The 13,572-nt window shown below is 62.5% G+C and carries 11 protein-coding genes; 7 read left to right on the top strand and 4 right to left on the bottom strand.

The annotated features are described in order from the left end of the window. The first annotated feature begins 165 nt into the window (after window positions 1–165). From H7A19_04575 to H7A19_04555, 5 genes are all read left to right on the top strand, one after another. Window positions 166–1,122, top strand: coding sequence for a transposase (locus tag H7A19_04575; GenBank protein ID MCP5474097.1), 957 nt, complete (start codon window positions 166–168; stop codon window positions 1,120–1,122). A gap of 200 nt (window positions 1,123–1,322) precedes the next feature. Then, window positions 1,323–1,868 (top strand): GGDEF domain-containing protein, encoded by a 546-nt coding sequence (locus H7A19_04570; GenBank protein ID MCP5474096.1) that lies wholly within the window; start codon window positions 1,323–1,325, stop codon window positions 1,866–1,868. Window positions 1,869–2,319: 451 nt separating this feature from the next. Then, window positions 2,320–3,276, top strand: a complete 957-nt coding sequence (locus H7A19_04565) for a transposase (GenBank protein ID MCP5474095.1) — start codon at window positions 2,320–2,322, stop codon at window positions 3,274–3,276. Window positions 3,277–3,690: 414 nt separating this feature from the next. Further along, the gene (locus tag H7A19_04560) at window positions 3,691–5,376 is read left to right on the top strand and encodes a Zn-dependent hydrolase (GenBank protein MCP5474094.1); all 1,686 of its coding nucleotides are present in this window, start codon (window positions 3,691–3,693) and stop codon (window positions 5,374–5,376) included. A gap of 965 nt (window positions 5,377–6,341) precedes the next feature. Next, window positions 6,342–6,803, top strand: a complete 462-nt coding sequence (locus H7A19_04555; GenBank protein ID MCP5474093.1) for a hypothetical protein — start codon at window positions 6,342–6,344, stop codon at window positions 6,801–6,803. 145 nt (window positions 6,804–6,948) lie between these two features. On the opposite strand, the gene H7A19_04550 is transcribed toward H7A19_04555, so the two are convergent. The 3 genes from H7A19_04550 to H7A19_04540 all read right to left on the bottom strand — a co-directional run bounded on the left by H7A19_04550 (window position 6,949) and on the right by H7A19_04540 (window position 9,725). After that, window positions 6,949–7,719 (bottom strand): hypothetical protein, encoded by a 771-nt coding sequence (locus H7A19_04550; protein MCP5474092.1) that lies wholly within the window; start codon window positions 7,717–7,719, stop codon window positions 6,949–6,951. A gap of 46 nt (window positions 7,720–7,765) precedes the next feature. Then, window positions 7,766–9,286 (bottom strand): CRTAC1 family protein, encoded by a 1,521-nt coding sequence (locus tag H7A19_04545; GenBank protein ID MCP5474091.1) that lies wholly within the window; start codon window positions 9,284–9,286, stop codon window positions 7,766–7,768. 280 nt (window positions 9,287–9,566) lie between these two features. Further along, window positions 9,567–9,725: a DUF3309 domain-containing protein gene (locus H7A19_04540; GenBank protein ID MCP5474090.1), complete on the bottom strand. Its 159-nt coding sequence runs from the start codon at window positions 9,723–9,725 to the stop codon at window positions 9,567–9,569. A gap of 273 nt (window positions 9,726–9,998) precedes the next feature. Here H7A19_04540 and H7A19_04535 point away from each other — a divergent pair, with 273 nt between their 5' ends. Both H7A19_04535 and H7A19_04530 read left to right on the top strand, forming a co-directional pair. Continuing rightward, complete coding sequence (locus H7A19_04535; protein ID MCP5474089.1) at window positions 9,999–10,457, top strand: hypothetical protein; 459 nt, start codon at window positions 9,999–10,001, stop codon at window positions 10,455–10,457. A 233-nt stretch (window positions 10,458–10,690) separates the two neighbouring features. Beyond that, window positions 10,691–11,050, top strand: a complete 360-nt coding sequence (locus H7A19_04530; protein MCP5474088.1) for a hypothetical protein — start codon at window positions 10,691–10,693, stop codon at window positions 11,048–11,050. Window positions 11,051–11,060: 10 nt separating this feature from the next. Here the strand turns inward: H7A19_04530 and H7A19_04525 are convergent, their stop codons facing one another. Then, complete coding sequence (locus H7A19_04525) at window positions 11,061–13,277, bottom strand: patatin-like phospholipase family protein (protein ID MCP5474087.1); 2,217 nt, start codon at window positions 13,275–13,277, stop codon at window positions 11,061–11,063. Between the last annotated feature and the right edge of the window lie 295 nt (window positions 13,278–13,572).

The raw sequence follows: 13,572 nt of genomic DNA, 5'->3' as shown, positions 1-13,572 counted from the left end.
GGGCAGCCGTCGTCTGGGCCAGTCCACAACAACACTGGACAACAACACTGGAGGACAACAACACTGGACAACAACACTGGACATCCACTTTGTAGGATTTTTCCTACGAGCTCTGACACCGTTTTCCGACTGACAGTCGTCGTGGCGGGGTGAATGATCGCTTTCATGACCTACGCCCGCTCCACTCTGATCCCCACCGGCTCGGCTGGCACTTTTCACTGCGTCTCGCGCTGTGTGCGTCGGGCATTTCTCTGTGGCGAGGATCGACTGACGGGGCGCTCCTTCGAGCATCGTCGGCAATGGGTGGAGGATCGCATCCATGAACTGGCCGGGATCTTCGGGGTGGCGATCTGGGGCTACGCGGTGATGAGCAATCACCTTCATGTGGTGGTGCAGACCTTGCCGTCGGCGGTCGCGGGTTGGTCGGCCAATGAAGTGGCTGGGCGCTGGCTACGGCTGTTTCCGCGCCAGGATCAGAACCCCGAGATGCGTGCCGAGGTGCTGGCGGGCGATGTGGAGCGCATCAAGGTGCTGCGCGAGCGTCTGTCGGATCTCTCCTGGTTCATGCGTTGCCTGTCGGAACCGATTGCACGATCGGCGAACAAGGAAGACCACTGCAAGGGTCGATTCTGGGAAGGTCGCTTCAAGTGTCAGATGCTGCTGGACGAATCGGCAGTGCTGGCGGCAATGGCCTATGTCGATCTGAATCCGGTGCGGGCCAAGCTGTGTAACACGCTGGAAGCCTCGGCCCACACCAGTGCCCGAAGGCGGTTGAGGGCGATCGAGAGCGATGCGACTGTAGCCGAGATAGCCCTCGCGCCGATGGCTGGAATCCACGGATTCGGCGTGTTGCACCTGACGCAAGTTGAGTATCTGCAGTTGGTGGATTACACCGGCCGCCAGATCCGCGCCGACAAGCGCGGCGCCATTGCCGGCCCGGCACCCGCGGCGCTGGGTCGATTGGGATACCACCCGGACACCTGGACCCGCCAGGTGCTGGCGGTGAAATCCGATTACGGCCGAGCGATAGGCGCGGTGGAGAGCCTGGTCGAGAAGGCCGCCGAGATCGGCCAGCGCTGGCTGCGGGGCATTGCTACGGCGAGGCGGCTGGCGGCGGCGTAGCGTTGGGTTGCCCAACAACCTTCACTGCCGAAATCGGTACGAACGATCCGGCACGTGTCACGCCTCAGGCTTCACCAACTCAATGCAGCGATGGCTCCCCGCCAAAGAGCCGTCATGTTGCGTTCTGCCCCAGCAGATTCCGCCCCTTCGCAACTATCGCAGTCGGGCGGCGAGTAGGAGATGATCGAGGGGTGAGGTTCATGGGTGTCCTTGCTTTCTACCATCCTTGCTTTCTCCTTGCTTTCTTGCTTGGGTGTCCTTGCTTTCGCTTGCTTTCGGGTGTCCTTGCTTTCGCGGGTGTCCTTGCTTTCGCTGTCGGTGTCCTTGCTTTCGCTGTCCTTGCTTTCGCTGTGGGTGTCCTTGCTTTCCGCTTGGGTGTCCTTGCTTTCCTGCTTTATGAGGTATTGAAGAGAATAGCGATTGATCTGAGCTCAACTCTAGGCGCGAAGGATCGTGCTGCGCGTTGGGGCGGCGAGGAATTTGTCGTGCTCCTGGATGCGGCTGACGTGACCCGATGTCTGGCGTTTGCGACGCAGTTGCAGAACCAATTGTCAATTGCGGCGAACGCTGATCTACCTCGGATCACGGTCAGCATCGGAATCGCTCTTGGCCAGGGTCGCGACATGTCTACCGTTCTAGCGGCTGCGGATGCGGCGATGTACGAGGCCAAGGGCAAGGGCCGCAATCAAGCTTGCGTCGAATCCGATGTCGCTCCACCCAAGAATCCCGCCGATGGCCTGCCATGAGGCGCATGGGTTGGCTTGGTGCGCCCAGATCATTTTCAAGGAACTACCTATGGCTCCCATCAGGCCGCACCCGCTCCCGTCCGATGCCTTGCTGAAGCGCTAACGTGGGCAGGGTGGTTACACCGACTGTTTTACGGTCACAGTGGGCCTGCGGTTGACACAGGTGGATTACGTTGTGGCCTTCTACACAAACCCGCGTAAGGCGGGTTCCCGGGTAGGGTGGATCCCGCAGCCATCCTTCACCGTGCGGAATCCACCGTCACGCGTATGCCACGACGGACGTTTGTGTGTCGCGATCCGGGCGGCGGATTCCGCGCGGGTGGGGCACGGCATGGCCTTTGGAACAAGAACGGAGAACAAGAACGGACACCCATTTTGTAAGATTTTTCCTACAGAATCTGGCGCCGTTTTCCGACTGACAATCGGCCGGGCGGGGTGAATGATCGCTTTCATGACCTACGCCCGCTCCACTCTGATTCCCACCGGCTCGGCTGGCACTTTCCACTGCGTCTCGCGCTGTGTGCGTCGGGCTTTTCTCTGTGGTGAGGATCGGCTGACGGGTCGCTCCTTCGAGCATCGTCGGCAATGGGTGGAGGATCGCATCCATGAACTGGCCGGAATCTTCGGAGTGGCGATCTGGGGCTACGCGGTGATGAGCAACCACATTCATGTGGTGGTGCAGACCTTGCCGGCGGCGGTCGCGGGTTGGTCGGCCAATGAAGTGGCTGCGCGCTGGTTGCGCTTGTTTCCGCGCCAGGATCAGAACCCCGAGATGCGTGCCGAGGTGCTGGCGGGCGATGTGGAGCGCATCAAGGTGCTGCGCGAGCGCTTGTCTGATCTCTCCTGGTTTATGCGCTGCCTGTCCGAGCCGATTGCACGCTCGGCAAACAGGGAAGACCACTGCAAGGGTCGATTCTGGGAAGGTCGCTTCAAGTGTCAGATGCTGCTGGACGAATCGGCAGTGCTGGCGGCGATGGCCTATGTCGATCTGAATCCGGTGCGGGCCAAGCTGTGTGACACGCTCGAAGCCTCGGCCCACACCAGTGCCCGAAGGCGGTTGAGGGCGATCGAGAGCGATGCAGCCGCCGCCGAGAAAGCCCTAGCGCCGATGGCTGGAATCCACGGATTCGGCGTGTTGCACCTGACGCAAGTCGAATATCTGCATTTGGTGGACTACACCGGCCGCCAGATCCGCGCCGACCAGCGCGGCGCCATTGCCGGCCCGGCACCCGCGACGCTGGGTCGATTGGGCTACCACCCGGACACCTGGACCCGTCAGGTGCTGGCGGTGAAATCCGATTACGGCCGAGCGATAGGCGCGGTGGAGAGCCTGGTCGAGAAGGCCGCCGAGATCGGCCAGCGCTGGCTGCGGGGCATCGCTACGGCGAGGCGGCTGGCGGCGGTGTAGCGTTGGGTTGCCCAACAACCTTCATTGCCGAAATCGGTACGAACGATCTGGCGCGTGTCACGCCTCAGGCTTCACCAACTCAATGCAGCGATGGCTCCCCGCCAAAGAGCCGTCATGTTGCGTTCTGCCCCAGCAGATTCCGCCCCTTCGCAACTATCGCAGTCGGGCGACGAGTCGGAGATGATCGGGGGTGAGGTTCATGGGTGTCCTTGCTTTCAGGTGCTTGGGTGTCCTTGCTTTCCTTCATGGGTGTCCTTGCTTTCTGGGTGTCCTTGCTTTCCTTGCTTTCCCCAGTTCGTCGATCACCCTTGACTTGTCACCGCCATCTCACCGATCTGGTCTGATTGGATCAATTTCAGCACCACTCGATTGCCTGCAATTGCCATAACATGGAGGCTTTTCAGGGAGACCCTCATGTCTGCACGCGCCATCAGCCTCGTCCTGATCCTCGGCACCGTGCTGGCGGCCTGCCAGCAACCGCAGACCGAGACCAGCCCGACTCTTGAACCTGTGCCTGCCACCACCGAGGCATCGGTGCCGCACACCACAGATGCCGTTGCCGCGAAGGTGGCCGCCTACGCCGAGGTCACGCTCAGCGCCGACCTGTCGGCCCTGAGCGACGGTGACCGTCAGGCGATCGTGTTCTTGTTGCAGGCTGGCGAGATCATGGACGAGCTGTTCTGGAAGCAGGTCTGGGGCGACAAGGACGCTCTGTTGAAAGGCATTTCCGATCCGGCAACGCGCCGCTTTGTCGAGATCAACTACGGACCCTGGGATCGTCTTGATGGCGACAAGCCCTTCGTCGCAGGTATTGGCGAACGCCCGCCGGGTGCGCAGTTCTATCCCGCCGACATGAGCAAGGAAGAATTTGCTGCCGCCGATCTGCCCGGCAAGGACAGCCTGTACACGCTGATCCGCCGCGACGACGCTGGCCAGCTGATCGTCGTGCCCTATCACGAGGCCTGGAAGGTCGAACTCGAACAGGCCGCCGCGCTGCTGCGCCAGGCCGCAGAAGTCGCATCGGATCCGGGATTCGCTGACTACCTGAAACTGCGCGCCGACGCGCTTCTGACTGGTGATTATCAGCCCAGCGACATGGCCTGGATGGACATGAAGAACAGCCCGATCGATGTGGTGATAGGGCCTATCGAGAGCTATCAGGATGCGCTGTTCGGCACCAAGGCTGCATTCGAGGCCTTCTTGCTGGTCAAGGACATCGAATGGAGCGAGCGTCTGGCGCGCTTTGCCCAGCACCTGCCGGCCCTGCAGCGCGGGTTGCCGGTCGCGGAGGCATACAAGGCCGAGATGCCCGGCACCGACGCCGATCTCAACGCCTATTTCGCGATCTATTACGGCGGTGATGCCAACTCCGGCGCCAAGACCATCGCCATCAATCTGCCCAACGACGAGGCCGTGCAGCTGGCCAAGGGCTCACGCCGTCTGCAGCTGGAAAACACCATGCGCGCCAAGTTCGACAGCATCGTCGTGCCCATCGCCGACACGCTGATCGACCCCGAACAGCGCACGCATGTGCAGTTCGATGCCTTCTTCGAGAACGTCATGTTCCACGAAGTGGCTCATGGTCTGGGTATCAAGAACACGCTGGACGGCAAGGGTACGGTTCGTGAGGCCTTGACCGATCTCGCCGGCAGCTACGAGGAAGGCAAGGCCGATATCCTTGGTCTGTACATGATTGGCAAACTCGGCGAGATGGGTGAGCTGGATGCCGCCAGACTCAAGGACAACTACGTCACCTTCCTCGCCGGGATTTTCCGCTCGGTGCGTTTCGGCGCCAGCAGCGCACACGGCCAAGCCAATATGGTGGCGTTCAACTACCTGCAACGCGAGGGCGCTTTTGCACGTGACGAGAACAGCGGCCGCTATCGCGTCGATTTCGACAAGATGGCTGCCGCCGTCAACAGCCTCTCGGCAAAGATTCTCACTCTGCAGGGTGACGGCGACTACAACGGCGCCACCGCGTTTCAGAACGAGTTCGGTCAAGTCGGCTCGACGCTGCAGGCAGACCTTGACCACCTGCAGCAACAGCAGATTCCCGTTGATATCGTGCTCAAGCAGGGTCGCGATGTGCTGGGTCTCTGAGGGGCTGGCTCCTGCCGTGCTGCAAGGACACGACCATGCCCGGATCAATCATCATCGTGAGATCGAGATCGAGATCGAGATCAGTAGCAGAACAGCAGGCTCTGGACCCGAGTATTCGCAGCGGTGACAAGCGTTGGTCTGGCCATGCCTCCCGGGTGCGCAGCGCTTACCCGGGCTACTTGCTGTAGCGCCAAGCGTGTCCGTGCGGTGACAGGGTGATCAGCAGCATGCGCAAGTCGGCACTACGCTGCCATTGACGAAACACCTGTTGGAATGCGCGCGAACCGCAAAGACTACCGGTCTGACATCGGGCCATGGTTGGTCAAAGCTGTCACGGCCACCATCGGGAGCTTGGCAGCACTCGACATTCGATGTCGTATGAGGACCAGCAGGGGAAGGGCCAGGGCGCCGCCCAACGCAAACGGAGCGAGAAGATGATCAGCGAGATGGCGCTGCCAGTGGTCGTCAACGATGCAGATCCGACAGGCAAGGCCTGGCGTCATGCGGCAGTCCGCCCGTGGGGAGCTCTGGGGAAGCAGGGGCGCCCATCGACTGCCATTGATGGGCGATCCGATCGACTTCGATTCGCTGGCCGTCAAGCGCCACGCCCGACGGGCGTGCAAGGCGCCGCGTGGTGCCTGCTGTCCTGCCTGCTATGGCTTGGGGTGACGCATTGCCCGCCAGTGGGTGCGTCAACGATTCACAAGTGCAGCACGGACCAAGGTGAATGGGTCTACTCTGATCGCCCTTGCGCGTCGGATTCGGCTACCGACTCTCACGCGGATCAGTTGATCGAACAGAAGGACCTGCGGACCGTGTCCTCCGCTGACGGTGCGGGTCTGCCTACAGCCGCTGACATCACCCAGAGGTGTGAGTCGCCGAGCGGGCGCGAGTTGCCCATGGCAGAGGTGTTGGCTGATTCCCGGAGTGCGGCCCTTGACGCGCTCAAGGGATTGTTGACGTCAATGGCACTGTCAGCATACTCGCGAGAACGCATCAGCACCCTGAAGATCTACCAGGATGATCACGGCACGATCGCCTTGTGTCCGGCCTCACCCGCGTCGAGGTTCCCGATCTATCTGATCGAGCGCAATGGACGCGTCATCGAACTGCGACCGTCGGGTCAGGTCAAGTCCAGAAACGACGCCCACGATCCGATGGTCCTGGCCAGCCGGTGTTCGGACCTGCTTGCAGCCTGCATGGATCCGACCAGGTCGGGGCACTCCATTGATGCCTGTTTCGAGTCGGTGCCAACCTGTCCGCAGGGGACACTGGACCCTGGCATTCGCTGTTGCCCAGGTGCGTGCAAGGATGCTTACCGACTCGAACGCAGGAAAGGCACCGATCCGATGACGGCGTCTTCTGCCGTCCTCTTTGGAAATCTGGTGCGCGGCCAATCGTGCACGGCCGATGCAGCGGCCCGCTGAGGATCAACCCGCGCAAGCTGCGGCAAGCGCCTGGGACGCGGTGAGGTACAAACTGCACCTGTCGTGGCGGCTCGCTCGGTCGATCCGCAATTGACGGGGCTGCCATCGATGTACACCGCTCGCAGACAGTGGCTGCCGCCGCCCGTCATCCATAAGGTAGCAGTGCCTTGGCGGCCTCCACCCGCAAGGCCAGCGGGGCGCTAGCGTCGTTCATCACCTGCAGCAAGAATAGTCGTGGACTCAGATTGCTCGTCGAGGTTTGGGCGTGTTGTGGGGCCAGCGTGGGTTGGGTACCCGGCGCCTGCGACTCGCTCTCGGTAGCTTCAATTGCGTCCGGATGGAGCTGCTGCCATGCAGCCGCGAAGGCAGCCGGTGAGATGCTGGTCAGCCGCCGGAGCACGCTGGCCTGGCCGTCATCGCCGGGGGGTATGTCCATCCATGGGGTTTCGGCGAACATCGGGGCCAGATCAGGCGTCACGAAGGCCGACCAATTGCCGGTCCCGGCCTGGCAGGCCGGAACCGGTTTGGCCTGTTGGAACCGACCGGGCGCGTCCGGGTCTGCGACCGGCAGCAGACGGATGCGCTTGGCAGCGATATCGGGCCAGTAGCGTGTGCGCAGGCTGTGCAGAAAGGCCTGGGCTCGTGCGACGGAAACCGCCTCGGCCAGCGAGAACCAGAGCTGGAATCCATCCTCGCCGGACACCGCGATGGCCGGGGCCGGCAGTTCCAGGTCGGATTGAACGCCCTGCCAGAGCTGGTCCAGCGCCTCCCAGTCTGCCGGCCGCGACAGCTCCATGACCATGGCCCGCACCATCCCGTCTTGATCGATCAGCGTTGCTTCTGTCGTCTGGACCTGGGGCGCCGCGGCAGCCTTGGGCAGATAGAGTCGATGCAATTCAGTCTGCAGCTTGCTCATGGTGCAATCAGGCGCAGGAAGGTGGCGACGACTCTACGTTAGTTGCTCACTCGAAATTGGCGTAGTGCAGTTCGTCGGCAGGTATCTGCAGCATGCGGTCGGCCAGGACTGAACGTCTTGAGGTTTCGTGGCCGTCAGGCCAGCGCACCTTGATTTCGTCGACTCGGGTGGCGCTGCCCAGGCCGAAATGGGCTCGGGCAGGCTCCTGGCCGAGGAAGGAGATGCCCGCGCTCAACAGTCGATGCTGGGTCTGTCCGCCTGCTGTCACCGACACCCGCGCACCGATCGCGTGGGTGTTGCCAGTGGTTGCCCTGGGAACCACGACCAGATGGTGGTTGCCGGACGCCGTCGCGTTATGCAACAGGCGCAATGGTCCAGGCTGCGGGTGAATCTTGCAGGTCTGCAACAGATCGAGTTGGCCATCACCTTCGGCATCGATGGCAATCAGGCTGCTGCCCCAGAGCATGTCGTTGAAGCCGCTTTGGGTGGAGATATCGGTGTAGCTATCACCGCCGTCGTTGCGGAACAGTCGGGACTGGTCGTGAACGTTGACGAAGCCGTTGGTCACCGCCAGATCCAGGTCGCCATCCAGATCGGCGTCAAAGAAGGTGGCGCCCCAGCCCCATCCGGTATCGCCCACGCCGGCGCTGTCGCCGATATCGACGAAGAGTGGGTTGCCGATGGTCGAATCGTTACGCAGCAGCATGTTGTGCTCACCCGGCTCACGGCCATACACCTGGGTGACGTACATGTCGAAGTCGCCATCGTTGTCGTAGTCACCGACGGCAACACCCATGTCGTTCCAGTTGCGATTGACGCCGGCTGCTTGCGCGCGCTCTACAAAGACGTTGTTGCCGTGGTTCATGAACAGGAAGTTGTCGGTGAAATCGACCGCGACGAAGATATCCAGCGCGCCGTCGCCGTCGACGTCGAACATCACCGGCTGCCACTGTGAGGTCAGCGGACGATCGACACCCGCACTGACGGTGATATCGGTGAATTGTCCACTGCCATTGTTGACGAAAAGCCGCGAACGGCCATTCCAGGTTGCAACGTACAGATCCAGATCGCCATCGCCATCGATATCACCGGCGGCCATGCCGCCGCGATGGTGGCCGTCTTCCATCGTGCCCGAGTCCTGTTCGAGACCGGAGCCCAACGTGGCATCGACGAAGACACCGCTCTGCTGACGATACAGCCGCATCATCGCGAAGCCCGGGTCGCACTGGGGATTCCCGGTGCCCTGTGAGTTGCCCTGGCAATCACCCGCGACCACCAGATCCAGATCGCCATCGCCATCCACATCCAGCCACAAGGCGGTTCGGCTGCGGAGCATCGAGGCCAGCCCCAGTGCTGCTGCACGCTCCTCGAAAAAGCCGTTGCCCAGGTTCACGTAGAGCTGATCGGGAATGAGCTTCTCATTGGGGACGAACAGATCGACGTCGCCGTCGCCGTCGAAATCGGCTGCTGCCACCCCTCCTCCCATTGGCTGCGCCATCGCGTAACTGCCGATCCCGCGCTGGGCGCCGATGTCCTGCAGCGTGATCGCCGCGTCAGCAGCAGTCATGCCGATCAGGCCGCAGCAGCCCAGCGACCAGACTCGGGTCAGTCTTCGGCAGAACCGGATTGGGGAGTTTGAATTGCTGATCTTCATGCGCTGGGCCCCATATCGAGTGACGATGTGGCATCTGCCAATGGGCGGATCACGGCTTCAATTCGCGCTCAGCCTAGCACATGGTTTCGGCTCTCTTCCAAGGCTGCGCCAATCCGGCCTGGACATTGGGTCCAGGCCAGTTTGAGCAGATGCCGGTTGCGCCATCGGCTCGCGCAGGTGTGAGAAATGCGGACTAGATACGACCCATCAGCACCAGCACCAGCACGATGACGAGGACCAGTCCCAGGCCGCCGCTTGGTCCGTATCCCCAGGAACGGCTATGGCCCCAATTGGGAAGTGCGCCCAACAGCATCAGTACAACGATGATCAACAACAGCATGCCTAGCGACATTTTGCTCTCCGCGTGTGCAAGGGGTCGGGGCCAAGCATCGTCTGGCTCCCGCGTACGAGCAATCTGCGCTCTGGGCCACGCCCGGGTCGGTGCGCTGTCACACCGAGCAGAGCCGGGACCGGAGCATGCGCGCAACGCAGGTCTTGCTTGATTCGCAGTGATCGGCCAGCTCGCTGGTTGGCCTGAAGTCGGACGAGCGTGCGCCGTCGCACCGACGGCGGGAACAGCATCATGCAGATTGCAGGCACGCTACACACCCACAGGAGTTGCACCATGAAAATGAAAATGATGCCGGCGGCGCTGATCGCCATGCTGTTCCTTGGCGCTTGTCAGGAGACGCCGCAGGACACCGCCAAGGACGTCGTGGCAGCGAAGCAGGACGCCGCCAAGGACACCAGCGACGCGCGCGAGAGCAAGGATCAGATCGTGGCCCAGGCCAATGAGGATGTGGCGGCCGCACGCGAGGACTACGCCGACAAGGAATCTTCGGCTTTCGGCAAGCTCACGAACGCCGAGGCCGAGGCGATGGCAAAAACCGCCAGGGCGGACTTTGAACTGGCTACCACCCAGGCCAATGGCCGTGCCGAAGTGGCCCGACAGGCCTGCGGCGCCATGAAGGGCGCCGACAAGGACGCATGCCTGAGTGGGGCCGAAGCCGCGCTGGCCTCGGAACTGGCTGACGCCACCGCCACGCGCGATACGGCTCTGGTGGCCGCAGAACACCACGAGTAAGGCAGGACCAGCGCATCGGTTGTTGCCTCAGGCAAGCCCGTCACCCAGCGGTGACGGGCACTTCCCACGGGTTCAGGTCGAAACCTCACCCAAGGTGCCGTGCCGGCGAGATCACAATCGGATCGGAAGCACCAGGTGCGCTGCCTTGGGCGGCGTTCACGTGTTGCTGTGCCTTCTTTTCCACACGGCGGTAGGATCCAGCCATCCATCCAGAATTGGTAATGATGGCTGCGATGAATACCGACAAGGCCAGCGCCGATCCACTGATCACGGATCTGTTCGCGCCGAGACCGGGACATTGGGGTTTGCGCGGCGATCCCATGCTCTGGGACGAATTGGCCGAGCGTTTCGCCTACCTGCCTCTTCCGGCCAGCGCTGAGGATCTGCGTGCGCTGCTCGCGGAAGGCTACGTACGACTGACCGGACAGGCGCTGGAGCTGGACGATCAGGTACGGATCGATCGCTACGGGACGGCTGGGATGTCCGGCGGACTGGTTTCTCCCAAATTCTGGAGAACCGAGGCGATACCGTTGCTGTTGCAGCGCTACGCAGCTTGCATGGGCGACGGGAAAGGCGGCACTCCGCTGCCATGAACACGGCGGGCTAGAACTGCTGTCCGATCTCCAGAAACAGCGTGCCGTCGCCGCTTTCGCGCACGCCATAGCCGAACAGCATCGGGCCGATCCAGGAATCGAAGCCGAGGTAAATGCCGGCGTTGACCACGCTGCGATCCAGGCGCAGCTGCGAGCGCTGATCCCAGGCATTGGTGAATTCGACAGTGCTGCCGAAGTACGCGCTGCGGCCCATGACATCCGCCAGTTCGTACAGGTAACCGCCGATCAGCACGGCGTAGTTCTGGCCGCTGAGCTCGTTGCGCCGATAGCCGATGCCGCGACCGCGGCCACCGAGACGATAGATGCTCTGCAGCGGCGCGGTACCCGAGGTGGTGCTGTGCAGACGCAAACCGTATTGCAGGGCATGCTTTCCGAATCCACGGGCGCCGATGAAATCCAGATCGGCCTGGACGAAATTGCTGTCGGCACCGAGGGCCTTGCGTGAGCCCAGCATGCCGATGCGGGCGAAATGGCCCTGGCGCGGGAAGTACAGGTTGTCGAGTCGGTCCAGCGTCAGCGCAGCACTGACATCACCGATCTGGTAGCTGACTTCGGGCAGCGCCGGATCGCCGGTGGCGACCAGGGTTTCACCCAGGCCGCGCCGGATGCCGATGTTCAGTGCCCCGAGGCTGCCAAATTCGCGCACCCAGGCGGCACTGGTGGTCAACTGGCGCACCTCGTAGGTGGCGGTATTGTTGCCATCGCCATCGTAGGTCTGGATGTCGGCGGTTTCATAGAAGCCTCGGAACAGCAGGGCGTTGCGACTGAGCGGATCGAGCGGACGGTTGTACTCCAGCCCCAGCGTCGGTTCGCTGCCGATCTGCGCGAACACGCGCGCTTCTGCACCCAGCGGCGAGATCGGCGCCAGCAGCAGCGAGGCCCGGAAATTGGCGCTGAATTCGCTGCCGAAGTCGGAGCTGAGCGCCAGGCCGATCTGTACGTAGTTGGGGCCATGGGATTTGGGTACCGCGGTCACGACCACGCCGGTCTGGCCATGCTCGGTGACCACCTGATAACTCACCGATGCAAAAGTGCCGATGCCGTAGATCACACGCAACTGGTTCTCCAGGGCGACCATGTCCAGCGGCTGACCGATCTCCACATCCACACGAGAGAGGATCACTTCGTTGGCATACGGTGTGCGGTTGTCCAGGCGCACGAAGTCGATCAGCGGTCTGCGGTCACGATGCAGGGTGCGCTCTCGTTCGGGTGCGGACGAGCTCAGCTCAGCGAATCTCTCGCTCATCGCAAGCCCGGCGTCGAGCCCGACCTGTATGGCCAGTTCGCCCTTGTCAAAATCTGCCGATCCGAGTTCAGTCCCCAGTTCCGGGGTGATCAGCAGATCACGCTCGCCCAGGCTGGCGATGGCCGTACGGGTGTTGCCCACCGTCATCAGACTGGTCAGCTGATTGATGACCGTCAGCAGATTGGCGCTGCTGTCCAGGCGATCCAGTGGCATGCCCACATTCACGGCAATCACCACGTCTGCGCCCATCGCCCGCACCACACCTACCGGCAACTGGTCGGCGAGGCCGCCATCGACCAGAATCTGATCATCGATTTCCACGGGATCCAGCACCGCCGGCAGCGACATGCTGGCGCGCAGTGCGGTCGCCAGGCTGCCCCGGTCCAGTACCACCGGCAGACCGGTGTTGAGGTCGGTGGCGACTGCCCGAAACGGTATTGGCAGCTGATCGAAGTGGGCAACGCCGTTGGCAGCCACGGTCGATCTTTCCAGGAAGGCCTGAATTCGCTGTCCGGCGACCACGCCGGTGGCAATCTTCAGCCCGCTGCGATCCAGACCCACGCCGATGCTGCTCAGCGACAGCCGGTCCTCCTCCTTGCGCCGGATGGAGCGCTCCGGGCGTTCCAGCGCATCGTTGAACATGGTGCCCCAGTCCAGCGACAGCACGATCTCTTCCATCTCGTCGACCGGCATGCCCAGTGCGTAGAAACCACCGACCAGCGCGCCCATGCTGGTGCCGGCAATGCAATCGACATGCACGCCCGCGCCTTCCAGTGCCTTGATCACGCCAATATGAGCGATGCCGCGGGCGCCGCCGCCACTCAGCACCAGACCGATTCTGGGCCGGACATCGCCTTTGGCGCGCATACCGCAATGGTTGGTCATGTCCGTGGGCGGGTCCGCCGCCAGCGCCGACGTCGACAAGCACAGCGCCAGAAGGGCGCTGGTATGGAACCGCATCTGCCGTCACTCCTGTTTCCGCCATCCAGGCAGAGGAGGGTTCATTCTGGCAGGTATGGACAGCCGAAACCGGGTCACCTCCCGAGCAGCTGTCGGCGACCGTGGGTTTCGCGACGGCAGACAACCGGCCTGATCGGGGTTCGGCGTGCAGACCACCCGAGCCGTGGTCTGCACGATGCCGCCAGGCGCTGGCCCAGCTCATCGCTGATTGCTGCCAGGGTTGCCGGATCGCGCAGAGCGCCGATCTCCTGGCTCAAGGCTGCGGCCAGGGCGACGATTGCTGCCAACAACCCGG

The sequence above is a fragment of the Rhodanobacteraceae bacterium genome, assembly GCA_024234055.1.
Taxonomy (GTDB): Bacteria; Pseudomonadota; Gammaproteobacteria; order Xanthomonadales; family SZUA-5; genus JADKFD01.
Note: the sequence above shows the minus strand (reverse complement) of the source record. Positions and strands in the feature narration are given on the sequence as shown.